Annotated in this window: 20 protein-coding genes; all 20 read left to right on the forward strand. The window is 48.1% G+C overall.

The window, feature by feature from the left end; translation table 11 throughout:
• Positions 1–194 precede the first annotated feature (194 nt).
• The 20 genes from G459_RS0111750 to ispG all read left to right on the forward strand — a co-directional run bounded on the left by G459_RS0111750 (position 195) and on the right by ispG (position 26,789).
• The gene (locus G459_RS0111750) at positions 195–1,454 is read left to right on the forward strand and encodes a c-type cytochrome (protein ID WP_026967826.1); all 1,260 of its coding nucleotides are present in this window, start codon (positions 195–197) and stop codon (positions 1,452–1,454) included.
• A 39-nt stretch (positions 1,455–1,493) separates the two neighbouring features.
• Complete coding sequence (locus G459_RS0111755; RefSeq protein ID WP_026967827.1) at positions 1,494–4,577, forward strand: TAT-variant-translocated molybdopterin oxidoreductase; 3,084 nt, start codon at positions 1,494–1,496, stop codon at positions 4,575–4,577.
• Between the two features lie 17 nt (positions 4,578–4,594).
• Complete coding sequence (nrfD, locus tag G459_RS0111760; protein ID WP_026967828.1) at positions 4,595–5,959, forward strand: NrfD/PsrC family molybdoenzyme membrane anchor subunit; 1,365 nt, start codon at positions 4,595–4,597, stop codon at positions 5,957–5,959.
• 2 nt (positions 5,960–5,961) lie between these two features.
• Positions 5,962–6,492 (forward strand): DUF3341 domain-containing protein, encoded by a 531-nt coding sequence (locus G459_RS0111765; protein WP_026967829.1) that lies wholly within the window; start codon positions 5,962–5,964, stop codon positions 6,490–6,492.
• 13 nt (positions 6,493–6,505) lie between these two features.
• Entirely contained in the window at positions 6,506–7,201 is a 696-nt protein-coding gene (locus G459_RS27340) for a c-type cytochrome (protein ID WP_084454472.1), read from the forward strand.
• 2 nt (positions 7,202–7,203) lie between these two features.
• A complete protein-coding gene (locus G459_RS0111775; RefSeq protein ID WP_026967830.1) occupies positions 7,204–8,499 on the forward strand; it encodes a hypothetical protein in 1,296 nt (431 codons plus the stop codon).
• Between the two features lie 24 nt (positions 8,500–8,523).
• Complete coding sequence (locus tag G459_RS0111780) at positions 8,524–9,561, forward strand: cytochrome c oxidase subunit II (RefSeq protein ID WP_026967831.1); 1,038 nt, start codon at positions 8,524–8,526, stop codon at positions 9,559–9,561.
• Positions 9,562–9,572: 11 nt separating this feature from the next.
• Positions 9,573–11,459: a cytochrome c oxidase subunit I gene (locus G459_RS0111785; RefSeq protein ID WP_026967832.1), complete on the forward strand. Its 1,887-nt coding sequence runs from the start codon at positions 9,573–9,575 to the stop codon at positions 11,457–11,459.
• The gene (locus G459_RS0111790; protein ID WP_026967833.1) at positions 11,443–12,519 is read left to right on the forward strand and encodes a COX15/CtaA family protein; all 1,077 of its coding nucleotides are present in this window, start codon (positions 11,443–11,445) and stop codon (positions 12,517–12,519) included. Before G459_RS0111785 ends, G459_RS0111790 begins: the two co-directional genes overlap by 17 nt.
• 2 nt (positions 12,520–12,521) lie before the next feature.
• Positions 12,522–13,427, forward strand: coding sequence for a heme o synthase (gene cyoE, locus G459_RS0111795; RefSeq protein ID WP_026967834.1), 906 nt, complete (start codon positions 12,522–12,524; stop codon positions 13,425–13,427).
• A gap of 3 nt (positions 13,428–13,430) precedes the next feature.
• A complete protein-coding gene (locus G459_RS0111800) occupies positions 13,431–14,012 on the forward strand; it encodes a cytochrome c oxidase subunit 3 (RefSeq protein WP_026967835.1) in 582 nt (193 codons plus the stop codon).
• A gap of 28 nt (positions 14,013–14,040) precedes the next feature.
• Positions 14,041–14,817, forward strand: coding sequence for a cytochrome c oxidase subunit 3 (locus tag G459_RS0111805; protein ID WP_026967836.1), 777 nt, complete (start codon positions 14,041–14,043; stop codon positions 14,815–14,817).
• Positions 14,818–14,837: 20 nt separating this feature from the next.
• Complete coding sequence (locus G459_RS0111810) at positions 14,838–15,167, forward strand: cytochrome C oxidase subunit IV family protein (protein WP_026967837.1); 330 nt, start codon at positions 14,838–14,840, stop codon at positions 15,165–15,167.
• Between the two features lie 73 nt (positions 15,168–15,240).
• Complete coding sequence (locus tag G459_RS0111815) at positions 15,241–15,909, forward strand: SCO family protein (protein ID WP_026967838.1); 669 nt, start codon at positions 15,241–15,243, stop codon at positions 15,907–15,909.
• Positions 15,896–16,450, forward strand: coding sequence for a DUF420 domain-containing protein (locus G459_RS0111820; RefSeq protein ID WP_026967839.1), 555 nt, complete (start codon positions 15,896–15,898; stop codon positions 16,448–16,450). Before G459_RS0111815 ends, G459_RS0111820 begins: the two co-directional genes overlap by 14 nt.
• A 71-nt stretch (positions 16,451–16,521) precedes the next feature.
• Positions 16,522–16,767, forward strand: coding sequence for a hypothetical protein (locus tag G459_RS0111825; RefSeq protein WP_026967840.1), 246 nt, complete (start codon positions 16,522–16,524; stop codon positions 16,765–16,767).
• 54 nt (positions 16,768–16,821) lie between these two features.
• Complete coding sequence (locus G459_RS0111830) at positions 16,822–20,526, forward strand: sensor histidine kinase (protein WP_035455739.1); 3,705 nt, start codon at positions 16,822–16,824, stop codon at positions 20,524–20,526.
• A gap of 44 nt (positions 20,527–20,570) precedes the next feature.
• Positions 20,571–24,035 carry a hypothetical protein gene (locus G459_RS0111835; RefSeq protein WP_035455741.1) on the forward strand — a complete coding sequence of 1,155 codons (3,465 nt, stop codon included), beginning with the start codon at positions 20,571–20,573 and terminating at the stop codon, positions 24,033–24,035.
• Positions 24,036–24,098: 63 nt separating this feature from the next.
• Complete coding sequence (locus tag G459_RS0111840; protein WP_026967843.1) at positions 24,099–24,803, forward strand: SDR family NAD(P)-dependent oxidoreductase; 705 nt, start codon at positions 24,099–24,101, stop codon at positions 24,801–24,803.
• Positions 24,804–24,806: 3 nt separating this feature from the next.
• Positions 24,807–26,789 (forward strand): (E)-4-hydroxy-3-methylbut-2-enyl-diphosphate synthase, encoded by a 1,983-nt coding sequence (gene ispG, locus G459_RS0111845; RefSeq protein ID WP_026967844.1) that lies wholly within the window; start codon positions 24,807–24,809, stop codon positions 26,787–26,789.
• Positions 26,790–26,864: the final 75 nt, after the last annotated feature.

The following is a 26,864-nucleotide window of genomic DNA, read 5'->3' on the forward strand; positions in this document are numbered from 1 at the left end:
TATTTATAACCATTCTAAATTGATATTTCTTCAAAACAGACTTCGTAAATAGATGGTTTACAGATGTTTATATGGGTAAAAATGAGGTTGCAAGTCGATTGTCCGCTCCTGTATTCATGTTTGAAAAATTGGGTTCCGATAGTACCTTTGCAGGGGTTAAAGAGAACCTTAAAAACTATTTAATTAGCAAAAATATGTTATCCAAACGCTCGTTAGTAGGGATTCGATTGAGTTTCCAGACACTGGCAGTGCTGCTTTTCATGCTGATTGGGGTTTCGGCTTACGCTGCAGACCCTGCAGTGGCAAGCAGCGACGAAGCAATTGCAGCAGGTAAAACTGTCTTCAATGCCAATTGCAAGCAGTGCCATAAGCTAGATCAAAAGAGTGTCGGCCCTGCATTGAGAGGAGCTACCGACAGACAGAGTGCTGATAAGGTCAAAAGCTTCATCAAGAACTCTACTGCTGTAATAGCTTCCGGGGATGCCTACGCTGTGGCGCTTTTCAAGGAGTATAATTTGCAAATGCCGTCTCACGAGTTTTTGTCTGACGACGATCTCAACAATCTCCTTTCTTATATAGAGCATGGTGACAAAGTGGATCCGGCAGCTGCTGCAGCTGTAACGGCTGGGGGTGAAGCTGGGGCCGCTACAGGCGGAGGGATTCCGAGCGAATACCTGACGGTCATCCTTGGTGTACTTGTTCTTGTCTTGGTGCTGATCCTGGTGGTCTTGGGATTGATTATCTCTGTATTGACCAAATATATCAACAAGCAGGATCTGCCTGAAGACGACAAAGAGTTCGTGTCTCAGAAGACAGACTACGGAAAGATTTTTAAGAGTGACGGCTTTATTATCGTCGTGACTGCCCTGGTGATTGCGCTGGTGGCAAAGACTGCGCTTGACGGACTTTACTCAGTAGGTGTGCAGCAAGGATACGCTCCCGCTCAGCCGATTGCTTTTTCTCACGCGCTGCATGCCGGTGACAAGGAAATTGCCTGCCAGTATTGCCATACCGGTGTTGAAATCGGAAGATCTGCTAACATCCCTTCTCCAAACATCTGTATGAATTGCCACACGCACATTCAGAACGTGGGAGGCAAAGAAGGAGTCTCTCCAGAGATCGCCAAGATCTACGCGGCGGTGGAAAACAACCAACCCATCGAGTGGGTGAGAGTTCACAACCTTCCTGACTTGGCTTACTTCAACCACTCCCAGCACGTAGCTGTCGGTGGTATCGAATGCCAGACCTGTCACGGTCCGATTCAGGAGATGGAAGTGGTGAAGCAACACAGCGCGCTGACGATGGGCTGGTGTATCGATTGCCATAGACAAACTGAAATTGCTACAGAAGGCAATGCATACTACGATAAGCTGGTCCAACTTCACTCTGACTCCAAAGATGCTCTGAAAGTAAAAGACATCGGTGGCTTGGAGTGCGCGAAGTGCCACTATTAATTCCTTATCCTTTTAGCTAATTCATTCCTAGAAATAAAAATGAAGGAAAATAAAAAAACCTACTGGAAGGGGCTCGAGCAACTCAGCAACGATGCGGAGTTTGTGAAGCATGCCGACAAGGAGTTTGCGGAACTACCCACCGTACTCAATGAAGAAGGCAGTGCGTCCCGAAGAGATTTTCTCAAAGTAATGGGTTTCAGTTTGGCGGCAGCTACACTGGCGGCTTGTGAGGCTCCGGTCAGAAAAGCCATTCCATACGTAAATAAGCCGGTTGACATTAATCCGTCAATTCCAAACTATTACGCTTCTTCCTACTCAGCCGGAGGTGACTACGCGTCAATTGTGGTAAAAACAAGAGAAGGTCGTCCGATCAAGATTGATGGGAACGAGCTTTCTCCTATTAATGGAGGAGGAACCAGCGCCATCATGCAGGCAGCGGTTCTTTCGCTTTATGATAAAGAAAGATTGGCAAGCCCGATGGTGGGAGGAGCCAAGTCTGACTGGAAGACAGTCGACGAGCAGGTGAAATCCAAACTTGCTTCTGCAGGTTCCATCAAGATCGTAACCAATACCATCTTGTCTCCCTCTACTGAGAGAGCAATCCAGGATTTTGCGACAGCATTGGGAACTGTCGAGGTGATCACTTACGATCCCAGATCTAACTACGGGATCGCCAAGGCAGCGGAGGCCACTTACGGCCAGGCCATGATCCCTGATTATAGATTTGATAAAGCCAAGGTGATTGTATCATTTGGCGCTGACTTCTTGGGTACTTGGATTTCTCCTACTGAATACTCTGAAGGCTACACTGCCAACAGAAAAGTGACCAAAGAGAAGCCGGAAATGTCCCGTCACTACCAGTTTGAGTCCAATCTTTCGCTCGCAGGTGCCAATGCGGACTACAGAACCCCCATCAAAGCTTCTCAAAGCGGCTTGGCGGTTTTGGCCTTGTATAATGCCATTGCCAAAAAAGCCGGAGCACCGACTCTTTCCGCACCTGCGGTAGAGATCGCGCATTTGGAGCAGGCTGCAAATGACCTTTGGGCTGCGAAAGAGCTGGGTCTGGTCGTCTCCGGTTCAAATGATCCTAATGTCCAGATGGGCATCAATGCGATCAACGACCTCCTAGGCGCCAACGGTTCCACAGTCGACTTCTCCAATCCTGTGTACTACAGAAAAGGAGACGATGCCAGAATGAATCAATTCATTACTGAGCTGAAAGGCGGACAAGTTGGAGCAGCGATTTTCTACAACTGTAACCCAGTGTACGATCATCCACGCGGAGCTGAAATCGCTGAGGGCATTGCCAAAGCAAAAGTAAGTATCGCTACCAACGGAACTCTTGACGAAACAGCCTCTTTGGTACAGATCGTTGCTCCGGATCATCATTTCCTGGAGTCTTGGAATGATTTCAATCCGAAAAAAGGCCAGTATTCTTTGGCTCAGCCTACGATTTCTCCTCTTTTTGACACAAGACAGGCGCAGGACTCTTTCCTGACCTGGGCTGGAAATACAACTTCTTATTACGATTACCTCCAGGCCAACTGGACTGAGGCGTTCTTCCCGGCTTACGGTGCAGAGGCAGCTTCTTTCCAGGAGTTTTGGGATGGAGCGCTTTACAAAGGCGTCATAGGCACTACTGCTCCTGCGGTGGGCGTACCTGCGATTGCAGACACTTCAGCATCGGCGGCTGAGGTTGCCAAAAGCTACAAAGCAGACAATGCAGGAAGTGAGTTGGTGATCTATACCAAGATAGGTATGGGAGACGGCACGTTTGCCAACAACCCTTGGCTACAAGAGATGTCCGATCCGATCACCAAAGCTACTTGGGATAACTACCTGACCGTTTCTCAGAAGTGGGCCAACGACAACGGCGTTACCATGGTGGAGGAACATACCAAAAAGGCTCAGTTGACCGTAAATGGCAAAACCCTCGTCGTTCCGATCTTGGTCCAGCCAGGTCAGGCTAACGGTACCTTCGGTTTGGCGATCGGATATGGTAGAACCCACGCTGGCAGAGCCGGCAATGGAGTAGGGGTGAATGCCTACAATCTCCTGGATGTCTCCAAAGGATTTGTTCAGACCGACCTGATTGCTGGAGTTGAAGTAGCTGTGACAGGTGATTCTTATAAGATCGCCCGTACGCAAACCCACCAAACTTTCATGGGACGTGAAAACGTTATCCAGGAAACTACGCTTGGTGAATACAAAAAAGATGCTTCTGCAGGCAGATACAAGCCTGAAATCTACAAAGACGGCGAGTTTGTCAAACCATCCAAGATTTCCCTTTGGGGTGGTCACAAATACAGCCAGCATCACTGGGGATTGGCTGTCGATATGTCGTCCTGTACCGGATGTGGCGCTTGCACCATAGCGTGTCAGGTAGAAAACAACGTCGCGGTAGTCGGCAAGCAGGAAGTTCTCAACAGAAGAGAGATGGCCTGGATCCGAATCGACCGCTATTATTCTTCAGATGCTCCTGCCGACGATCTCGCCGGAATGGAAATCGCCGCAGAAAATCCTGAGGTGACCTTCCAGCCGATGATGTGCCAGCAGTGTAACAACGCTCCTTGCGAGACTGTATGTCCAGTAGCTGCAACGACCCACTCTTCTGAGGGTCTAAACCAAATGACTTACAACAGATGTATCGGTACGAGGTATTGTGCCAACAACTGTCCGTATAAAGTGCGTCGATTCAACTGGTTTAAATACCACGACAACAAAGACTTCGCTGTAGCCAACATGGCTCAGAATGATGATTTGGGCAAGATGGTCCTCAACCCTGACGTGACAGTACGTGCCAGAGGGGTGATGGAAAAGTGCTCCATGTGTGTGCAGCGTATCCAAGCCGGTAAGTTGGAAGCTAAGCGTGAAATGCGCAAAGTGAAAGATGGCGACATCAATGTGGCTTGCGCTCAGGCTTGTCCGGGTGGAGGACTTGTATTTGGTGATTTGAACGATCCGGAAAGCCGCGTGTCCAAGTTGCTGAAGATTGAAGAATCTGATGCCGCAGCTAAGGAAGTGGGTGAGGAGAGAGCATACCACGTTTTGGAAGAGATCAACGTGAGTCCAAACGTTTGGTACTTTACCAAAATCAGGAATAAAGAAAAAAACGAAGCGTAATCAAAATTTTATAAACTATGCAGGTTACTTCATCCGTACGCGATCCGTTAGTTACCGGGGGTAAAACCTACCACGACGTGACACATGACGTGTCGCGCCATGTAGAAGCAAAGCCAAATATCAGATGGTTTCTTGCTTTCCTTACTTCTGCCGGTGTTTTGGCTTTGGGATCTATCGCAGTAGTTGCTACTGTTTGGGAAGGCATTGGTATGTGGGGTCTTAACAAGACCGTCGGCTGGGCTTGGGATATCACCAACTTCGTGTGGTGGGTAGGTATCGGTCACGCCGGTACACTGATCTCAGCGGTATTGTTGCTTTTCAGACAGAAATGGAGAACGTCCATCAACCGTGCTGCTGAAGCGATGACGATCTTCGCGGTTATTTGCGCAGCGATGTTCCCGGTACTTCACATGGGGCGTCCATGGCTGGGAGCTTATTGGGCACTTCCGCTTCCAAACACCTTTGGTTCGCTTTGGGTAAACTTCAACTCCCCGCTACTCTGGGACGTTTTTGCAATCTCTACCTACTTTTCAGTTTCCCTGGTTTTCTGGTACATCGGTTTGATTCCAGATTTTGCTACCATCCGAGACAGAGCGACTGGTTTGAGAAAAGTCATTTATGGCGCTCTTTCGTTCGGATGGGATGGCGCTGCCAAATCTTGGATGCGTTACGAGTCCGTTTCTCTGATTCTTGCTGGTTTGGCTACTCCATTGGTACTTTCAGTTCACACGATTGTATCCTTTGACTTTGCTACGTCTGTGATTCCGGGATGGCACACCACGATCTTCCCTCCATACTTCGTTGCGGGAGCGATCTTCTCAGGATTCGCGATGGTGTTGACGCTGATGATCGTGACCCGTAAAGTTTACAAACTGGAAGATTACATCACCATCGGTCACATCGAGCTGATGAACATAGTCATCATCATCACGGGTTCGATCGTAGGTATTGCCTACATCACCGAGTTTTTCATCGCTTGGTATTCAGGAGTTGAAGCTGAGCAATACGCTTTCATCAACCGTGCAACCGGTCCTTACTGGTGGGCGTACTGGTCCATGATGACCTGCAACGTGATTTCTCCGCAGCTTTTCTGGTTTAAGAAAATCCGTACTTCCATCGTAGCAACCTTTGCTTTGTCTATTGTGGTGAATATCGGGATGTGGTTTGAGCGATTTGTAATCATCGTGACCTCTCTGCACAGAGATTACCTGCCATCTTCTTGGGCGATGTTTTACCCAACTTGGGCTGATGTCGGAGTTTACTTGTTCACCTTCGGCTTATTCTTCACCCTGTTCTTCCTTTTTGCGAAGTTCTTCCCGGTGATCAACATGGCAGAAGTGAAATCTGTACTTAAGTCTTCATCCGAAAAAGTGAATAAATAATCATGGAAAAGGATACACATTTTATTTTGGGAGTTTACGACGATGAGGACGTATTGCTCCATGCAGTAGAGGAAGTAAGAGGCACGGGTGTCAAGATCCACGAAGTGTATTCTCCGTATCCGGTTCACGGATTGGAGCATGTGTTGGGTTACAAGCGGAGCAAGCTTCCGATTGCGGCATTTCTTTTCGGATTGCTGGGGACTACGCTGGCTTTGACCATGCAGTTTTACATGATGAAATTTGACTGGCCGATGATCATCGGTGGTAAAGATTACGGGGCCTTCCCTGACTTTATACCGGTAACATTCGAATTGACGGTCCTTTTGGCGTCATTCGGAATGGTCAGTGTATTTATGATCGTCTCTAATTTGAAGCCTTGGGCTCAACCAAGAATCTTCGACTTGAGATCAACAGATGATAAGCACATCATGGCGATCGACATCGCTAACAACAGCGGTTTGGAGCTGGACAGAATCAGAGAAATCCTGAGATCTTCCGGTGCTACTGAGGTGAATAATAAAAGTTTTGAATAGAAAATCCGGATATATGAAAATTGCAAAAGCATTGATTTTCGGAGGTTCTGCACTGGCCATTTCGTTACTGGCTGGATGTAAAGCCGGTGGTGATAACCAAGGGCTTGAGTATGCGCCTCAGATGTATCATTCCGTAGCGTATGAGCCTTTGACTCAAATCCAAGACGAGACGACCAAAGGAAACCTCATCTCTACCCGTGAGGATGGCAAAGGAGAATATTTTAACTCCAACATCAACAATCCAAACGGGATGAATATGAGAGAGCCTGTGGCTAACACAGTGCCTCGAAACAAACAGGGATATCTTCCTTACAGACTGAAAGCATTTGAACTGGAGCAGGCTGCTGTGATCAAAAACCCGGTTGAATCTTCAGAAGAAGTTTTGAAGCGGGGTGAAGTTCTTTTCCTACAGTACTGCAGCGCTTGTCACGGTAAAACGGGCCAGGGCGACGGAAAAGTAGGAGAAGTCATCGGCGGTGTTGCTAACCTTACAGGCGGCGCGTATGTCAATCTGCCCGAGGGCCATATCTTCCATGTGATCACCAAAGGGAAGGGCAGAATGGGAGCTCACGGTTCTCAGATTCCTGAGGAAAGCAGATGGAAAATTGTTCACTATGTCAAACAAGTTATTCAAGGTCAGGCCACAGCGGCTGCTCCGGCACCTGCTGCAGACTCCACCGCGGTAGCACAAGTAACCCCAGCTAACTAATCATGGCGCATCACGGCGAACAACACTATAATCTGGAGCAGCGATTTGTTTTTGGCGCTGCAACCAAGAAGTCCATCATGACCGTTTTGGTCATTGGAGCCATTCTTTTGGGAATCGGAATCATCCTTGCGATGACAGGCGGTGGACACCATGAAGCAGCGGAAGCTGAAGCTCATCCGTTCCACTGGTACGAGCGTCTCTACGCAAACCTGTGGATCAATAACGTGTACTTCACAGGTATTGCGATCATCGGCGTATTCTTCTTTGCAATTCAATATGCAGCCCAAGCTGGATGGTCTTCGGCCATTGTACGGGTCATGCTTTCCCTTGGCAACTGGTTGCCGATTGCAGGGGTATTGATGATTGCGACTTTCTTCCTTGCAAATCACGATCTGTTCCACTGGACTCACGCTTATCTTTTTGACAAAGCTTCCCCGGAATACGACAGTATCATCGACGGCAAAGGATCGTTCTTCTACTGGCCGATGGCAAAGGGAACATTCCCGATATTCTACATCTTTAGAATGGTCTTGTTCTTCGGCTTCTGGGTGTTCTTTTTCAAGAAATTCCAGGCCTTCACCTACAACGAAGACCTGATCGGCGGAACTTCTTCCTGGTATAAAATCAGAAAGTGGTCTGCTTTCTTCCTGATCTTCTTTGCGGTGTCTTCTTCTATCTCTGCATGGGATTGGGTGATGTCAATCGACACACACTGGTTCTCTACCCTCTTCGGATGGTATGTATTTGCTTCTTGGTTTGTCGCTGGGTTGTCTACGATCACGTTGATCACAATCTTCCTGAAGAGCCAAGGCCTTCTGGAGATGGTCAATGAGAATCACGTACATGACTTGGGTAAATTTGTCTTTGGCTTTACTATCTTCTGGACATACCTGTGGTTCTCCCAGTTCTTGCTGATCTATTATGCCAACATTCCTGAAGAGACTGTATACTTCTTGGAGAGATTGGACAGCGATATCTATGGACCATTTCTCTTTGTCAACTTGGGTATGAACTTCGTTCTTCCTTTCCTGTTGTTGATGACCAGAGACGCAAAGAGACACGGCGTTTTTTTGAAGTTGGTTTGTTCATTGATCATCGCTGGTCACTGGGTAGATTTCTTCCTGATGGTGCAGCCAGGTACTTTGGGTCACAATGGTGGAGTCGGATTTATGGAAATAGGGATGTTCCTGGTATATGGTTCATCGTTCATTTTCGTGGTTCTCTCAGGTTTGGCTAAAGGGAATCTGGTTCCTAAAAACCACCCGATGCTTGAGGAAAGCTATAATCATCACATCTAATTATTTATCCGAAAAAACTAAGTTATGTACGGATTTCTTATAGGAGTAGGGGTTCTTCTGGTACTGTCCATCATCTGGATGGTGTACAGAATTCAAACCTTGGTATCTGTTGTAAAGGGTTCAGATAAGAAGATTGCTTCTGGAAGCAATAAGGTCAACGCCATTCTTTTTGTCCTGTTCCTGATTGGTACCACCATCTTGATGTTCTGGTATTCGATCAAAGAATTTGACAACTACGAATTGCCTGTGGCGTCGGAGCATGGCGTCATCACTGACCAGTTGTTCTGGATTACCATGGCGGTCACCGGTGTTGTATTCCTGATTACCCACGTCTTGCTTTTTGTATTTCCTTACAAGTATCAATACAAAGATGACAGAAAGGCTTCCTTCTATCCGGACAACAACAAGCTTGAAATAATCTGGACTGCGGTACCTGCTGTAGTTTTGGCGGGATTGGTTATCTCAGGTTGGATGGCTTGGTCTGATATCACAGCACCGGCTCCTGAAAAAGCACACGTAGTCGAAATCATGGGCTACCAGTTTGCTTGGGAAGTGAGATATCCGGGCAAGGACAACGTACTGGGCGATTACGATTATCGCCTGATCACAGCTTCCAATTCCCACGGAGTTGATTTCACTGACAAAAATGCCTTGGATGATTTTCCATCTCCAGTAGTGGTCATCCCTAAGGGAGAGCCTGTGCTTTTCAAAATCAGAGCAAGAGACGTACTACACTCTGTCTTTGCTCCACACATGAGATTGAAGATGGATGCTGTGCCGGGCATGCCGACTCGCTTCTGGTTTGTTCCTACCAAGACAACCGCTGAGATGAGGGAAGAGACAGGAAATCCTGAGTTTGAATACGAGATCGCTTGTACAGAGATCTGCGGACGTGGACACTTCGGTATGAGGAAGGTTATAGAAGTGGTGGAGCCTGCGGCCTACCAGAAGTGGTATTCTGAGCAGAAATCTTTTATCCAGCAAAATCCGGCTTTGACCGCTGGACTGAAGTCTGACGTAAAAGAGCTGGCAGAGATTCAATTAGTTGAAAGCAAAAAATAAAATTATAGGATATGGCTACAGCATCTGTCGCACATCATGACGCAGCTCACGATGATCATCACGATCATGAGCATCATGATAATTTTATAACAAAATACATCTTCACCCAAGATCATAAAATGATCGGTAAGCAGTTTCTGGTTACCGGGATGTTTTGGGCGCTTATCGGTGGCTTTTTATCTGTACTGTTCAGATTACAGCTTGGTTTCCCGGATTTGAGTCTGGAGTTCCTTCGCCCATTGTTGGGTGGCTGGATCGATGAAACCGGAAAACTGGATCCGACTTTCTATCTGGCCTTGGTTACAATGCACGGTACCATCATGGTATTCTTCGTGTTGACGGCTGGCTTGAGCGGGACATTCTCCAACTTCCTGATTCCACTTCAAATCGGTGCCCGTGATATGGCGTCCGGCTTTATGAACATGCTTTCCTACTGGTTTTTCTTTATCTCCGGTGTGATCATGTTTATTTCCCTGTTTATCAAAACAGGTCCTGCAGGTGGTGGCTGGGTAGTTTATCCTCCGCTGTCAGCCTTAGAGCAGGCGGTTCCAGGTTCCGGCTTGGGTATGACGCTTTGGCTGGTTGCCATGGTTTTCTTTATCGCTTCATCCCTGATGGGCGGTATCAACTACATCACGACAATCATTAACCTAAGAACAAAGGGTATGTCTTTTTCAAGACTTCCTTTGACGATCTGGTCTTTCTTCCTGACGGCAGTAATCGGTTTGTTGTCTTTCCCGGTATTATTTGGAGCGGCATTGTTGCTTGTCTTTGACAGAAGCTTCGGGACGTCTTTCTATCTGGCGGACATCTATGTAGCCGGTGAGGCACTTCCAAATACCGGTGGTAGCCCGGTTTTGTTCCAACACTTGTTTTGGTTCCTGGGTCACCCGGAAGTTTACATCGTGTTGTTGCCAGCTTTGGGGATTACCTCCGAGGTGATTGCAACCAACTCCAGAAAGCCAATCTTCGGCTACAAGGCGATGATTGTTTCCATGTTGGGTATCACAATCTTGTCATTCGTGGTTTGGGCTCACCACATGTTTGTGTCTGGAATGAACCCATTCTTGGGATCGATCTTCATGTTCCTGACGCTGATCATTGCGGTGCCTTCTGCGGTAAAAGTATTTAACTACCTGACCACACTTTGGAGAGGTAATCTGATCTTCACGCCTGCGATGTTGTTTTCAATCGGACTGGTATCCTTCTTCATCTCAGGTGGTTTGACTGGTATTTTCCTTGGAAACTCAGCTATTGATATCCAATTACACGATACGTATTTCGTAGTGGCCCACTTCCACTTGGTGATGGGTTCTGCATCGTTCTTCGGAATGGTGGCCGGTGTCTACCACTGGTTCCCTAAGATGTTTGGCAGAATGATGGATGCCAAATTGGGCTACATCCATTTCTGGTTGACCTTTACGGGTGTGTACTTGGTGTTTTTTCCAATGCACTACATCGGTATCGCCGGTTTCCCAAGAAGATACTACAACTGGACTAACTTCGCTTTCACTGAGCACTACACAGATCTGAACATGTTCGTATCTACTGCTGCGATCGTGACGTTTGCGGCTCAGTTTATCTTCTTGTTCAACTTCTTCTACAGCATGTACAGAGGAAGAAAGACCACCGCGAACCCTTGGAGATCCAACACCTTGGAGTGGACTACTCCAATCGAACCTGGACATGGCAACTGGCCTGGAGAAATCCCGACCGTATACAGATGGCCATACGATTACTCTAAGCCAGGAGCAGCGGAGGATTTTATTCCTCAGACTGTGCCACTTTCTCAGACACCGGAGTCCAACCTTCCTCACGAGCAGGAAATGGTCAAACTAGAAGTCGAAATCATGAGAGAAGAGGCTGAGGTTTTGGTAGCTAATGAATCAAAGCACTAATACTGAGGTAAACAGCTTTCGCCGGGTTTCCACTTGGACGGTGATAGCTGTTTACTTCCTGATTTTGGTCGGAGGGATCGTACGAAGTACCGGCTCAGGAATGGGCTGTCCTGATTGGCCAAAATGCTTTGGTAGTGTCATCCCTCCCACACACATAGATCAGCTTCCGGCTAACTACCAGGAGATCTATCTGCAAAAAAGACTCGCTAAAAACGAACGGTTTGTAGCAACGCTTGAAAAATTGGGCTTTACTGAGAAAGCCAACGAGATCGCCAACGACAAGTCAATCTTGGTAGAGGAGGAGTTCAATGCGACCAAGACCTGGATTGAGTATCTCAATCGACTTACCGGTGTATTGATCGGCTTGCTGATTATGTTGACGGTTTGGAAGTCCTTCAAACTCTGGAAGATTGATCGAAAGATTCCCATCTATTCAGTGGTAGCATTGATCTTGGTGCTTTTCACGGGGTGGATTGGATCGATCGTGGTTTCGACTAACCTGCTGCATTGGATGATCACCTTCCACATGCTGTTGGCTTTGGCACTGGTGGCTGTGATGTTGTACATCAACCACCGCGCCGAGAGGCTGTCGCCACGTCACGGCGTTTCTGTGGACGTGCCTACGAAGGTTCAATACATATTGATCGCCGGAGCCATCCTCACGCTGGTTCAAGTCGTGTTGGGGACTCAGGTTCGTGAGGAGATAGACCAGATTTCCTTTGCACTGGGAGATTTGTTGAGAGAAGAATGGATTGGTCGGTTAGGGATAGATTTTCTTATCCATCGGTCTTTTTCGATCGTCCTCTTGGGAGTACACTTGCTGTACTTCTATTGGGCGTTTAGGTATTCGGTCCGAAAGTCAAAGGTCAATCTTTGGTCTCAGGTGTTGATGTTAGTGTTGCTGGTAGAGATTGCAACGGGAATGGCAATGGCTTACTTCGGTATTCCAGCTTTCCTTCAGCCTTTACATTTATTGCTTGGATCTTTGATTTTGGGTGTTCAGTTTATGATCATCCTGCAGTTGAAAGACCATGTACAGTTTAAGTTAAATACAAATTGAGAATGAGGACAGTTGAAGTAACTGACCATGCTATATCGACTTTGATCACTGGACGGATCAGAGCTTACGCAGATCTAATCAAACTGAGGCTGTCTGCCTTGGTTACGTTTTCGGCTGTTTTCGGGTATATCCTCGGAGACACCGGATCCAGCTTTGGGTGGTCTGGTTTTGTCGGTCTTGCGCTGGGCGGCTTTTTGATCTCAGGCGCCTCAGGTGCTGCCAATGAAATCATGGAGCGAGACTTGGACAAGCTGATGAAGCGAACCCAAAACCGTCCACTTCCCCTTCAGCTTATTTCCCTTCAGGAAGCGTACTGGTTTACCTCTTTGGTAGCGGTATTGGGAGTAGCCTTGCTTTGGGCTTTTACCAATCCACTGACTACCTGGCTGGGTATCCTGAGCATGGTACTGTATGTGTTTGTGTACACACCGTTGAAGAGAGTCGGCCCTATCGCCGTTTTCGTTGGTGCGATTCCCGGAGCTATGCCTCCTTTGTTGGGATGGACTGCGGCCACCGGGTCGATTACCTACGAAGCCCTGATCATCTTTGGGATCCAGTTTATCTGGCAATTCCCGCATTTCTGGGCGATTGCCTGGGTGAGTGACGAGGATTATAAGAGAGCGGGATTCAAGCTTCTCCCAAGTGGGGGAGGTCAGGATCTGAACACAGCGATTCAGATCATGATTTACACGCTTTTTCTGTTGCCTTTGGGATTATTGCCAAGTTACTTTGGTTTGACCGGCCTTAATTCCGGAATTGTAGCGACGATTTGCGGCGTGCTCTTCTTGGCGCAAACTTTCTCGCTGATGCGGGATTGCTCGAGGAAATCTGCCTTGAAGATTATGTTTGGTTCTTTTCTTTACTTACCGATCGTCCAGATTGCCTATCTGCTCGACAAATTGCCCTAAGCCATGGAAAGAGAACTGAAGTATATTGACATGGAGGATCAGCCGATCGCAATGCATCCCAAGAAGTTTGCACTGTGGTTGTTTATGGTGACTGTCGTGATGGTCTTTGCCGGATTGACGAGTGCCTATATCGTGCGGCAATCCGAAGGAAACTGGCTGGAGTATGATCTGCCGGGGATCTTCTGGGTAACCTCAGGAATTGCGGTTCTGAGCAGCTTGACGCTTCAATGGGCTTATTATTCTGCCCGCAAGGATAACTTCGTCAACATCAAAATCGGTATGGCACTGACGGTATTGCTGGGAATTGGTTTCTTGGTGGGGCAGTGGTACAGCTGGGTAGCCATGGTGGACCGAGAGGTCTTTTTCGTAGGAAACCCTTCCGGTTCCTTCCTGTATGTTTTCACAGGATTGCATGCCGCACACCTGATCTCAGGTGTGATATTTCTGATTATTGTATTAATTTCGACCTTCAGACTGAAGGTTCATTCCCGTGATATGACTGCGATGGAGATGGCCACGACCTATTGGCATTTTCTGGGGGGCTTGTGGCTATATCTGTTTATGTTTTTGCTTTTGAATCATTAAAATAAAACCTGGTACAAATCAATAAATTATGTCTGCGCATTCTACTGCTATTGGAGTAAGCTCGAAAAGAGGCGTTTGGGGTGGAGGAAACGAACCCATGAAGGCCAGTTATGGAAAACTCATGATGTGGTTTTTCCTGCTATCCGACATCTTCACTTTTGCGGCTTTTCTGATTACTTACATTTCAATCAGGGTAAGTTATCCAGCTTATGCAGGTTCTGCAGAAGCATTCGTTGGTTCCAATGAATATTGGCCTGTGCCGGAACTGGTTTTCAAAGCCCTTCCTTTCCTACATGGAGTGAACGCCCCCTTGATCTTCGTAGGGATCATGACTTTCATCTTGATTGCAAGTTCCGTGACGATGGTGTTGGCGGTGGAAGCCGGACACAGAAACGACCGAAATGACGTCGTTAAGTGGATGCTTTGGACCTTGGTGGGAGGTATTACCTTCTTGAGCTGCCAAGCTTGGGAGTGGAGTCACTTTATCCACGGCACAGACGGTGGCACTGTCATGACTTATGTTAACTCATTGAACAAGGTGGTGACCGAGACAGTTTTTGGAGCGAATCTAAACGTTAACGAATACGGTCCAGCAGGCTTTGCCCAACTGTTTTTCTTCATCACAGGATTCCACGGATTCCACGTGACTATCGGTGTATTCCTTCTTTTCCTTTGCTTCTACCAAGCTGCAGTAGGGGTTTACGACAGAAGAGGTCACTACGAGATGGTTGAGAAAATCGGCCTTTACTGGCACTTTGTAGATTTGGTGTGGGTATTCGTATTTACTCTCTTCTACCTGATCTAAACATTTAAAATCTCTGAAATATGGATATTCAAGAAAACAAGTCAACGCTCGTAGTTGAAGTACGCAACGAAGAGAAGATCAAGAAAATCTGGAAAACTGCAGGCATTCTTCTTGCAATCACGGTCGTAGAATTCATCATGGCTTTCACCATGGGCAGAGGAATTCTACTTTACGGACTCTTCATCGCTCTGACGATTTGGAAGGCCAAATACATCATGTTGGAGTTCATGCACTTGGGTGATGAGGTCAAAGGATTGTTTTATTCCATTATTGCTCCGCTGATCTTCCTTGTTTGGTTGATCATTGTGCTGGTGAAGGAAGGTTCTGAGATCTTCCTGATGCGTTGGTAGTCAAATAGTTTAATTCAGTAAAAAAGAAGGTTGAGGTGAATCACTTCAACCTTCTTTTTTGTTAACAGATAGTATGAGAAGATTGAGAATTTTGCAGGGAATGGTGCTGGTTTGCATGTTGCTGATCCCTGTATTGATATTTATGTTTTTGAAGGGATTTGGAAAAAACGAATACAACCTTCCGATTTTTTTTGAAAAAGGGGCAGACAATCCATTTATGGAATGCCCCGCAACGGATACGACCCAACACTACATCCCTGAGTTTTCTTTTCTAAATCAAGAAGGCAAGCGCATCGGCCGGGCTGAAATGGAAGGGAAAATCACAATCGTGGACTTCTTTTTCACCTCCTGCCCGAGTATATGCCCCGTGATGTCCAAAGAGATGGAGCGTGTCAATGACATGTTTCGTGACCAACCTAATGTACAAATCATGTCCATCAGCATCGATCCGGAATACGATACACCTGAAATCCTGAAAGTATATGCTGAGGAGCACAATGCGATTCCCGGCAAGTGGCATTTTCTATCGGGACCCAAAGAAGAGACCTACCGCTTGGCAAAGTGTGGCTTTATCATCCCATTAGTCGATGGCAATGGTGTGGCGGATGACTTTGTGCACACGGATAAATTTATGCTGATCGACGAGTTGGGCAGAATCCGGGGCTACTACAGCGGAACCAATCGTGAAGATGTGGACTTATTGATCTTGGAAACAAAAGTATTATTGCATGCTGGAAAATAATTCTCCTTTGCTTCCGCAAGAAGCAAAAGTAAAGAACTGGATCATCGGAATCTCTATTGTCATTCCGTTGGCTGTGGCCGTGTTGATTTTCATGCCAGCGAAGATTACTGCCTTGGGAGATTGGGTGTATTTCCTCCCACACCTAAATGCCGTGGTTAACACAGCCGCTTCCCTTGCGTTGATAATGGGACTGGTTTTCGTCAAGAATAAGCAATATAGCTATCACGGTGCAGCGATGACCGTAGCGTTCGCGATGGGAGCATTCTTCCTCGTGTCCTATGTGATCTATCACAGCGCGGCGGAGAGCACTAGTTTCCAGGGTGAGGGCATGATCCGTACGGTTTACTACTTCCTGCTGATCACGCATATCGTGTTGGCGGCCGTGGCTTTGTTCCCGATTCTGTTTGCATACTACTATGGATACACTGATCAGCGTGTTAAACACCGAAAAGTGGTTAAATTTGCCTATCCGATCTGGCTGTATGTGTCTGTAAGTGGAGTGATCGTGTATCTGATGATCAGCCCGTATTATACGCACTAGGAAGTTAACAGCCAGTCGCAGTCTCGTAGACTCGAATCGGGCTGTCATATTCAGCTACAAAAAGGTTATTTATGAAACTTAAGCTTCTTCTTCTCGCCTTCTTCTTTTTGGGAATTCAGCTAAACACATGGGCTCAATGTGCGATGTGCCGGGCCTCCGTTGAAAACAACGTGGCAAACGGGGAAACTTCCATCGGCGCGGGATTGAATACCGGGATCATTTACCTTTTTGCAATGCCCTATCTTTTGGCGGCAGTAATCGGGTTTTTCTGGTATCGGGCGGCCAAAAGGCGAAAGGCAAAATTCGCACTTCGTTAAGAGATCGCAGAGCAAAGTTTGATACCAGACTTTGCTTTTTTATTTTTAAGCTGCATGAACTTCCAAACCCGTCGGCTGGTCATTTTGATCAGCATTATTTCCCTTCTGATAGTTCTGGTTTTGAATTTTTTCGTCTTTCAGAAGAGCGAGGAGGAGAAGTACTTTGAAGCCATCCAAAACAAGATTCAACGGGTGGACCGTCAGTTTGACGAGGATTTTATACAGGTCTTGATGGAAGTGCGGCCGGAGGACTCGATCACCTTTGACCGGGTGAGCAGCCCCGATCACAGGCATCCGTTCTTTCTTTTGGACACCTCGGGTAAATTGCTCTTTTGGTCTGACTTCACGGTGACGCTTGATTTTTCTGAGCTCGATCTGGATCAGGAATATCAGCTACTGGAGGACCCGTTTGGGACATTTTTTGTAAAAGTCCGAAAGGTCAAGCGAAATGCTTCCGACTATTATCTCGTTCAGGCCTTGCGTCTGATCTGGCCCGGATCGATCGAAAATGACTATCTCAAAACCGGCCCTAACCCGGATTTCTTTGGAAACGATCGATTTCAGCTTTTTCCCAATCCTGCTGACGGTGCCTTTCAGGTAAAGTCCGAAGCGGGAAAAGCTGTCTTTGGAATCAGTTTTCAACTGGGATATGAGCCGGTGGGAAGGGTCGCCAATACGGCCTTGCTGATCTTTATCTGCTCGGTTTTTCTGTTGTATTTCCTGTTGAGTTTTGATTTCCTGCGGAAAAAATGGATAAAGGGATATCCCTGGCAAACCATCGGCTATGGTGTCGTGATTCTGGCGGTGATCAGGGGGTTGATGCTTTATTTCAATTTCCCTGGGGAGTTTTTCGAGTTTTCCCTTTTTGATCCGGTGAACTATGCGTCCTCGTGGTTGAATCCCAGCCTAGGCGATCTGTTGCTCAACACCGTTTCCGTCAGCGTGATCTTGGGTCTGACGATCTCCCAACTCTATTCCAAAAGTGCATTTCAAAAAATCAACGTCTTGAATCAGGGACGAAACTTTCAGCTCGGGCTGATCTTGGCAATTCTCGTCAGCACAGCCTTCTTTATGCTGACCTGGTACCTTCCCCGAAACCTGATCTTCAATTCGCAGTGGGTGCTGGACATTCGCTCCATTCCGACTTTTGATTGGTTCAAGGGACTCAGTTTTCTGATTCTGTTTTTGTTTGGCTCAGTCTACGTGCTGCTTTCCCTGACCTTGTTTAATCTGCTCCTGAGCGTCAGGAAAGACAAGCGGATCTACTACCAATACCTGCTTGGAATCGGACTGCCGATCTTGGGAATTGCTTGTTATTTCAGTATTTGGCTCGGCCTGGTCTGGCTGATCCATCTTTTTTTCTTGTTCAGCATCATTCGCTTCGAGCTCTTTCAGAACGTCTTCCGCTTGGGGTTGGACACATTCTTGACATTTTTCTACGCCTGTTTGGTCACGGCTATCATCATGGGGATCAGTACCCTGAAGTCCGAAAAGGAACGGCTTATTGTCTCCAAAACCCGCTTTGCCAATCAAAACCTCATCGAAAATGATGTCATGACAGAGTTTTTCTTGGGGGATATCTTTAACCGGGTAAAAAGTGACCTGTTCGTTCAGAATCGAATGGCCGATCCGCTACTGTCCAAGGAGCCGGTGGAAACCAAGATCCGCAGGATCTATCTCGACAACTATTTCGATCAATTTGAGGTGGTAATCCGGATTTTTACAGCCTCGGGACAGCAGATTCACGGCCCTGTCGAGGGACAGGAATTGAAGGACTTGAGGCAGGAGTATGTCAAAAGTGACTTTGCCACCGGTGTCAGAGATCTTTATTTTATCCGGGGAAAGGAGACCACCGCCAGCAATAAGTTTGTGGCCTTTATCCCGATCCTGCGGGAGGACAACCTGCTGGGAACACTCTATCTGGAGCTGAACCAGCTGCGGATCCAGCCGGGCAGTGTGTACCCAAAGCTATTGCTGGATCGCAAATATGCCGAAAAGCTAGACCCGCTTAACTACGACTATGCGGTGTTTCGGGATGATGAACTGCTCCGGAGCTCGGGGACGTTTAATTTCAACCAACGGGAATTTCTGAAAATCCTGGGTCGGGAGCAACTGTTTGCAAATGGGGTGCAGTTTGATGGATATCATCATTTTGGAATGAAAAATGGCGAGGAGGTCATTGTACTTTCATCCCCCACGATTTCACTGTCGCAGTTTTTCGGAAACATCTCACTCTTTTTTGTGGCGTTTGTTTTCATGACTTTCCTGGCGATTTTGCTCAATACGCTCTTCAAAGGTTATCGGGATTTCGAGCTCAACTATTCCACCAAGCTTCAGCTGTACCTGAATTTCGCCTTCTTTTTTCCCATCATTATCATCTCGATCATCACGATCGGTCTGTTGGGAGGAAGCTACCGCGATGACCTCAACAGACGGTATGTCGAGAAGGCGAGCCTGATTCGGAGCAATCTCGCGACGTTTTTGAACAACCAAAACCCGGCGAGCGTTGACCGTGACTTGCTCAATGAGGAGATCAACTCCCTGGCCAATACCATCGCCAGTGACATCCAACTGTACACCCCCTTAGGCTATCTGGAATCCACCAACCGTCCGAATATTTTTGACAAAAAGATCCTCTCTCCCTGGATCAATCCTGCTGCCATGGCGGGTGTCATGGAAAAAAACCAAATACAGCTCTTGCTCGACGAACGGATCGGACGATTGAAGTATCAAACCGTCTACCTGGCGGTGCCTTCTCAGGTGGATCAATCGAATATCGGGATCTTGGCAGTGCCGTTTTTTGAATCCGAAACAGAACTCAACTCGCTGATTTCAGACGTCTTGAGCAATATCTTCAATGCCTTTGTGGTCATCTTCATCCTCTTTTTGATCGTGTCTTCTTTTGTGTCCAAAAACCTGACGCTGCCATTCAAGCTACTTACCCAAAAGCTAAAGGCGACCAATCTCGAAAACAACGAGCCGATGCACTGGGCCTCCAAAGATGAGATCGGGCTGCTGGTCAATGAATACAACAACATGCTGTTCAAGCTGGAGGCTAGTAAGAAGGTACTCGCGTCCACAGAAAAGGAATCTGCCTGGAAGGAGATGGCCAAGCAAGTGGCCCACGAGATCAAAAATCCCCTGACGCCGATGAAGCTGACGCTTCAGCATTTGCTTCGCCTGGAGCAGGAGGGCAAGCTGGACGATCAGGAAAAGCTGCGTAAATCGCTGGAAACGCTGATTCACCAGGTGGATGCCTTGAGTGGGATCGCCTCTTCGTTCTCCACTTTTGCAAAGATGCCTCTGCCCAAAAATGAGCTCATGAACTTCAAAGTGGTCGTCAACAAGGTGATGGAATTGTTTAAGAATGACGGTCGCCTACGACTGGATTTTCAGGATGATTCATTTACCGACGAGATCACGATCATGGGGGACGACAAGCTGTTTGGGCGGGTGATCTCCAATCTGATCATCAACGGGATTCAGGCGGTGAAGCCCGGAGAGTCCCCGTACATCCGCATCTGGCTTTGGCTCACGGCGCAGTCAGTCTTCTTGGAGATCACGGACAACGGCAAGGGCATTCCTCCAGAATTGAAGGACAAGATCTTTATCCCCAATTTCAGCACCAAGTCCACCGGTTCTGGGCTTGGATTGGCGATAGCAAAAAGCGGCGTGGAAACGGCCGGCGGGAAGATCTGGTTTGAGACCGAGGTCGGCAAGGGAACGACGTTTTATCTGACCTTTCCGCTCGTTCAATAGACCACGCTTTTTATTACCTTCAAAGAAATAGGCTGCTGATTTCAATGCGTTTTTGGATCATTTCCTGGGTTTTGCTTCTTGGCGTGACTTGGTCTGCTCAGGCTCAGGAGAAATGCCGCTGGTTTCCGGCTTCGGCATTTGAGACGGGATTGGAATTGGATTCGCTTTCGATCCTACCGGAAAGCATCCGCGTGCTGGACGAAGCGGGAAAAACCTATCCTTTCCAGTTCAATTTTTCCAACCGAACACTTCAATTCGTCATTGACCCTTCGGGAAAAGTCGATTCGGTGCAAGTCTGCTATCGAACCTTGGCGATCCGAATGGATCAGACCTTCTATAGGAGAACTTTGGCCGCGAACTACGATTCCACGGCAATGTTCAAAGACAACCGACCGCAGGCCGTCACGGATTTTGACATTCGCGAGGAGCTTTTTCCCAGCACGAATCTGTATAAGACCGGCAGTCTGACCCGCGGAGTTTCCTTCGGAAATACCCAAAATGTGTTTGTTAATTCGGCCTTGAATCTCCAGCTAGAGGGAGATATTGGCGAAAATCTGAAGATCCGGGCCAGTATTACGGATCAAAACGTCCCGTTTCAGCCCGAAGGAAATACGCAGCAAATCCAGGACTTTGACAATGTACTGATCGAGCTATACAATGAGAACTTCAGTCTGGCGGCGGGGGACGTGGTGCTGCAGCAGCGCCAATCGGAGTTTCTCCGCTACTACAAGAATGTCCAGGGATTGCAGTTCACTTCCAAGTACAAATTGAAGAACGACTGGGAGGCGAGCTCGCAGGGTTTTGTCTCTGTGGCCAAAGGGAAATTTGCATCTATTCAGCTTCCCATCCTCGAGGGAGTCCTTGGGCCGTACCGCATCAATGGTCCAAACAACGAGCGCTATGTGATCATCATGGCCAATTCGGAGCGGGTTTTCCTCGACGGAAAGCAGCTTCAGCGAGGCTTCAATGCCGACTACGTGATTGACTACAACCAGGCAGAGATCACCTTTACGCCTAAAGTTCTGATCACGCAATATTCCCGGGTTCGCGTCGATTTTGAATATGCCGAGCGAAACTATTCCCGGTCAATTCTCGGAGCAAATCACCTCCAGACCAATGGAAAGGTCGATTTCTACGTCAATTATTATCAGGAGAAAGACAACCGAAACCGGCCGCTTTTCACAGAATTTACCCAAGAGGAACAAGCCTTGCTAGCATCGGTTGGCGACTCGGTTCAGAATGCAACGATTCCGAGGATCGATTCGGTGGCTTTTGACCCAACGCGCATCCTGTATGAAAAACTAGACGACGTAGACCAGTTCGGAAATCCGCTGACTTATTACCGTTATTCCACCGATCCCGAACTGGCTCATTTTGCGCTGTCTTTTTCCCAAGTCGGTGCGGGCCAGGGGGACTATCGCCGTGCCAATCAATTGGCCAACGGAACGGTGTACGAATATGTGAACCGCTTGAATGGACAGCCACAGGGAGACTACTCAATATTGACGCAACTTCCGGCGCCGGACAGCAAACGGATGACGACGGCCGGCACCCGGATCAAGTTGGGAGAGTACGAAAAGGTGTACACGGAAGTCGCGCTTTCGTCGGTCGACAAAAACCTCTTTTCTGAGTTGGATGATGACGACAATCAGGGCGTGGGTTGGAAGGTTGGTCTGCAATCCGAAAACCGTGAACTCGGCATCTTCAAGGGTTACCGCTTCAAAGGGCTGACTGAGTTTGAATACAACTCGACCAACTTCAACTTTATCGACCGGTTCAGATACATTGAGTTTGACCGGGATTGGGGGCTGTCGCCGGAGACCTTGCAGGAAGCTGCTGCTGAGCGGTTTTTCCTCGCCCAGGTTGGCTTGGAAAAGGACGCCTTGAATACCTTTAATTACAAGCTTTACCTCCGCAACCGGGAGAATGTACTCAGCGGTTCACAGCATACAGCCAATTGGAACACCGAGATCGGGAAAAGACTTCGACTACGGCAGGAGTTTTTCAAGTTGCAAAGTGAGCAGGACACCCTGACCTCCGACTGGATCCGATACCTGGGAAATGTGAATTATCAATCCAAGATTTTGGTGCCTGGCTATCAGTTTTCCATTGATAGGAATGCTCTGAAGAATTCAGAAAACGATTCTATCGTCAGCACGGCAATGAACTTTCAGGAGCATCTGGTCTTTCTGAAAAGCAATGATTCGCTCAGCTATGCCTTCTCTGCGGATGCCGCCTGGCGACAAGACCGACTTCCGGTAGCCGGTCAACTGATCGACGATACGCAGGCTTTCACGTCTAATTTTACCTTCCGGAAGCAATGGACGAATCACAGTCTCGGCAGCACCTTCACCTATCGGGAATTGGAATACGTCAACCGCGATCTGCCGACAGAGTTGACACTTTTGGGAAAAGTCGACTACTCGGGCAGTCTGGGCAAGAATCTCATCCGCAATGAAATCAGCTATGCCATCGGAAACGGCCGGGAACTCCAGCGGGAATTCGTCTTTCTGCCCGCTCCAAACGGCGACGGAACCCACACTTGGCGCGATGACAACGGTGACGGAATCCAGCAGTTGAATGAGTTCTACATCGCCATCAATCCCGAGGAAAAGCAATATATCAAGATCTTTGTGCCGACCGACACGTACGTGCAGGCCTACACGAGTCTGCTGAATTATCGGATTCAGGCGAAGTTTCCCGATGGTTGGAAGGAGTCCGGCGGATTGCGGCAGTTCTTGCACCGGTTTTCAAATACCTCGAGTTTGAGCGTCGAGAAGAAAGTCACTTCGGATGACTTTTGGGATCGGGTGAATCCGTTCATCGGTTCGGTGGAGCGGGATCAGATCCTTTCGCTCCGGCAGATCATCCGGACGAGTTTCTTTTTCAACCGGGCTTCCGCTAAATATGGCTTTGATCTCTCACTCTTTGACTCTCAGTTGAAGCAATTGCTTTCCGGAGGTTTCGAAGATCAAGTCCAGCAGGACTGGAAGCTCAACACGCGCTACAACTTCAACTCGGTGATGACCTTAAGGATTCTTGGCAGCACAGGTGAGCGGGTGTCGGCTTCGGATTTCTTGGAAAACAGGAATTATACCATCGATCAGTCCACAGTCGGGCCGGAACTCACCTGGCAGCCGACACCTTTTTTCAGAACGACCGGCATGTATTCTTTCACAGGGAAAGAGAACACCCAAAACCAGGAGTTTGACGAAAAAGCTCAAGTCCATCAGATGGGACTTGATGTGCGCTTTGCGAAAGCAATTAAAACCACATTGACCGGTAATCTGAAATACATCCAGATCGCCTACAACGGCGAAGTCAACTCGCCCGTGGGTTATGAGATGCTTCAGGCGCTGACACCTGGCACCAACCTGACCTGGTCGCTCAGCTGGCTTCAGCGGATTGGGGAGGGACTGCAACTCAACCTGGTCTACGAAGGCCGCAACTCGGAGGGACTTGACCGGATCGTCCACGTGGGTCGCATGCAAGTCTCCGCGCTGTTTTGATAAAAAAATGTAACTTTGCTCGCTGTAGATAGTTGTCATACTAACTATTAAACTGCTAATCAAATGAGTAAAAGTATCCTCGTCACCGGAGGCACAAAAGGTATCGGCAGAGCCATCATCGAGCGCTTCGCCAGAGAAGGTTTCGACATCTTCACCTGTGCCCGAAATGAACAGGATCTTGCCTCATTGAAGGCCCATTTGGAAGAAATCCATCCCGGAATCAAGGTCCTGGCTATAGCGGCTGACCTTTCGGTGAAAGAAGAAGTAGGCCGGTTTTCCGAAGCCGTGAAGGCAATCGGAACGCCGGATGTCTTGGTAAACAATACCGGAGTTTTCCTTCCCGGATCGCTTTACAACGAGCCAGATGGGAACTTTGAGTTTATCATGCATACCAATTTATTCTCGGCGTATCACCTCACAAGGGCTTTTGCGCAGCAAATGATCGAGCGGAAATCAGGGCACATTTTCAGCATGGGCTCGATTGCCGGGCTGACTGCCTATCCCAACGGCGGCAGCTACGCAGTATCGAAATGGGCCATGCTCGGGATGACCAAGTCGTTCCGCGAGGAGCTGAAGCCACATCATATCAAGGTGACATCGATCCTGGCCGGAGCGACATTTACGGATAGCTGGGCAGGTGCTGGGATTCCGGAGGATCGCTTTATGAAAGCGACGGATGTAGCCGAAAGCGTGTGGGGCGCTTACAACCTTTCCCCGCAAACTGTTGTTGAAGAAGTAATTGTACGCCCCCAACTTGGAGATATATAAGCTATGGAATCACTGATCAAATCCCTCGATTCTGGCTACTGTGACAGCCTGACGGGCTATTCCCGGAGAAAAACCATCCCTGTGAGAGTGGGCGACGTGCTCATCGGAGGAGACAATCACATCGTGGTGCAGTCCATGACGACGGTCGATACGATGGATACGCTCGGCTCTGTCGAGCAAAGTATCCGGATGATCGAGTCCGGTTGCGAACTCGTCCGAATCACAGCTCCGAGCATCAAGGAAGCCGAAAATCTCCGGCATATCAAGGCTGAGCTGCGCAAAAGAGGGTATAAAACTCCCTTGGTTGCAGACATCCATTTCACCCCGAATGCGGCCGAGCTTGCCGCCAGAATAGTGGAGAAGGTCCGCATAAATCCGGGAAACTACGCCGACAAAAAGAAATTTGAAGTCATCGACTATACCGATGCCAGCTATGCCGAAGAGTTGGATCGTATCCGCGACCGTTTTTTGCCTTTGGTGAAAATCTGTAAGGAAAACGGCACGGCGATGCGAATCGGAACCAATCACGGTTCGCTTTCGGATCGGATCATGAGCAGATATGGCGATACGCCGCTCGGAATGGTGGAGTCCGCTTTGGAGTTTTTGAGAATCTGTGAGGACCAAAACTACTTCGATATCGTCATCTCCATGAAGTCATCCAACACGCAGGTGATGGTGCAGGCTTATCGACTTTTGGTGCAAAAATTGAATGAAGGTGGATTCAAACCTTATCCGCTGCACCTGGGAGTGACTGAAGCTGGCGAAGCGGAAGATGGTCGGATCAAGTCTGCGGTCGGGATCGGGACACTTTTGGAAGACGGATTAGGAGACACAGTTCGGGTTTCTTTGACCGAAGATCCGGAGTTTGAGGCCCCCGTGGCCAAGTCGCTGATCGACCGATACACCAACCGGGAAGGTCATGCTCTGATTCCTGAGATCACCCATTATCCGATTACCCCCTTCGAATACAACAAGCGACATGTCACTGAGGTCTACAACTTCGGCGGACACAATGTGCCGCGCGTGATCACCGATATCTCCAAGATCGAGAATGTCACTGACCGCGAGATGAAGACGGTCGGCCATTTCTACCTGCCCGAACTCGACAAGTGGAAGATGAACGATCAGGGCTGCGACTTTGTCTATTCGGGTTCCAACCCGATCCCGTTTATGCTGCCAAACGGCATGAAGGAAATCCAGAATCTGGCGGTTTGGTGCTTGGCTCCCGATCAGGTGAACAAATTTCCACTGTTCAAGCTGGAAGAATATCGAAATGCCGAGCGCTTTCACGCGGAACTGAATTTCCTTGAAATTTCAGACTTGGAAATCGACGCGACAATCCAGTTGATCGAGGACCGCAAGGATACCATTCTGATCCTGACTTCTGCGAACACGCACGCGATGCCGGCTTTGAGAAGAGCTTTTGTGAGTCTAATGGAAGCGAAAGTGGAGATTCCGGTCGTGGTAAAAGTCAGCTATCCGGATCAGGCTGCTGATTTGACCACGCTATATGCGGCTACTGACGTGGGAGGTTTGTTGATCGATGGACTCGGAGATGGGATTTTGATTTCTTTGGAGAAAGAAGCCGACCACACCCGCGAAGAAGTCCTGGATCAGATCAAACTCCACAATTCGGTGAGTTTCGGCGTGCTTCAAGCCGCCCGAACCCGAATGTCCAAAACCGAGTACATCTCCTGTCCATCCTGCGGCCGAACGCTCTTTGACCTTCAGGAGACCACCGCAATGATCCGGAAGCGTACCGATCACCTCAAAGGTGTGAAGATCGGGATCATGGGTTGCATCGTGAATGGGCCGGGAGAGATGGCTGACGCAGATTATGGCTACGTGGGCTCAGGCAAAGGAAAAATCACGCTCTACAAAGGCAAGGAAGTGATGAAAAAATCCGTTTCTTCTGAGAAGGCCGTGGACGAGTTGATCAATATCATCAAGGAAGACGGCATGTGGAACGAGCCGGAGACGATCTGATTTAGTTTAGATTCAAGATTTAAGACACAAGAATCAAGACACAAGACAAGTCAGCTATTGCTTATTGAAAATTAG

The organism is Algoriphagus terrigena DSM 22685 (assembly GCF_000429445.1).
GTDB classification, from domain to species: Bacteria; Bacteroidota; Bacteroidia; order Cytophagales; family Cyclobacteriaceae; genus Algoriphagus; species Algoriphagus terrigena.

What these genes read in the sequence shown, in the direction of transcription:
- G459_RS0111750 (WP_026967826.1), top strand. Translation starts at nt 195, where the DNA reads ATGTTATCCAAACGCTCGTTAGTAGGGATTCGATTGAGTTTCCAGACA.
- G459_RS0111755 (WP_026967827.1), top strand. Translation starts at nt 1,494, where the DNA reads ATGAAGGAAAATAAAAAAACCTACTGGAAGGGGCTCGAGCAACTCAGC.
- nrfD (WP_026967828.1), top strand. Translation starts at nt 4,595, where the DNA reads ATGCAGGTTACTTCATCCGTACGCGATCCGTTAGTTACCGGGGGTAAA.
- G459_RS0111765 (WP_026967829.1), top strand. Translation starts at nt 5,962, where the DNA reads ATGGAAAAGGATACACATTTTATTTTGGGAGTTTACGACGATGAGGAC.
- G459_RS27340 (WP_084454472.1), top strand. Translation starts at nt 6,506, where the DNA reads ATGAAAATTGCAAAAGCATTGATTTTCGGAGGTTCTGCACTGGCCATT.
- G459_RS0111775 (WP_026967830.1), top strand. Translation starts at nt 7,204, where the DNA reads ATGGCGCATCACGGCGAACAACACTATAATCTGGAGCAGCGATTTGTT.
- G459_RS0111780 (WP_026967831.1), top strand. Translation starts at nt 8,524, where the DNA reads ATGTACGGATTTCTTATAGGAGTAGGGGTTCTTCTGGTACTGTCCATC.
- G459_RS0111785 (WP_026967832.1), top strand. Translation starts at nt 9,573, where the DNA reads ATGGCTACAGCATCTGTCGCACATCATGACGCAGCTCACGATGATCAT.
- G459_RS0111790 (WP_026967833.1), top strand. Translation starts at nt 11,443, where the DNA reads ATGAATCAAAGCACTAATACTGAGGTAAACAGCTTTCGCCGGGTTTCC.
- cyoE (WP_026967834.1), top strand. Translation starts at nt 12,522, where the DNA reads ATGAGGACAGTTGAAGTAACTGACCATGCTATATCGACTTTGATCACT.
- G459_RS0111800 (WP_026967835.1), top strand. Translation starts at nt 13,431, where the DNA reads ATGGAAAGAGAACTGAAGTATATTGACATGGAGGATCAGCCGATCGCA.
- G459_RS0111805 (WP_026967836.1), top strand. Translation starts at nt 14,041, where the DNA reads ATGTCTGCGCATTCTACTGCTATTGGAGTAAGCTCGAAAAGAGGCGTT.
- G459_RS0111810 (WP_026967837.1), top strand. Translation starts at nt 14,838, where the DNA reads ATGGATATTCAAGAAAACAAGTCAACGCTCGTAGTTGAAGTACGCAAC.
- G459_RS0111815 (WP_026967838.1), top strand. Translation starts at nt 15,241, where the DNA reads ATGAGAAGATTGAGAATTTTGCAGGGAATGGTGCTGGTTTGCATGTTG.
- G459_RS0111820 (WP_026967839.1), top strand. Translation starts at nt 15,896, where the DNA reads ATGCTGGAAAATAATTCTCCTTTGCTTCCGCAAGAAGCAAAAGTAAAG.
- G459_RS0111825 (WP_026967840.1), top strand. Translation starts at nt 16,522, where the DNA reads ATGAAACTTAAGCTTCTTCTTCTCGCCTTCTTCTTTTTGGGAATTCAG.
- G459_RS0111830 (WP_035455739.1), top strand. Translation starts at nt 16,822, where the DNA reads ATGAACTTCCAAACCCGTCGGCTGGTCATTTTGATCAGCATTATTTCC.
- G459_RS0111835 (WP_035455741.1), top strand. Translation starts at nt 20,571, where the DNA reads ATGCGTTTTTGGATCATTTCCTGGGTTTTGCTTCTTGGCGTGACTTGG.
- G459_RS0111840 (WP_026967843.1), top strand. Translation starts at nt 24,099, where the DNA reads ATGAGTAAAAGTATCCTCGTCACCGGAGGCACAAAAGGTATCGGCAGA.
- ispG (WP_026967844.1), top strand. Translation starts at nt 24,807, where the DNA reads ATGGAATCACTGATCAAATCCCTCGATTCTGGCTACTGTGACAGCCTG.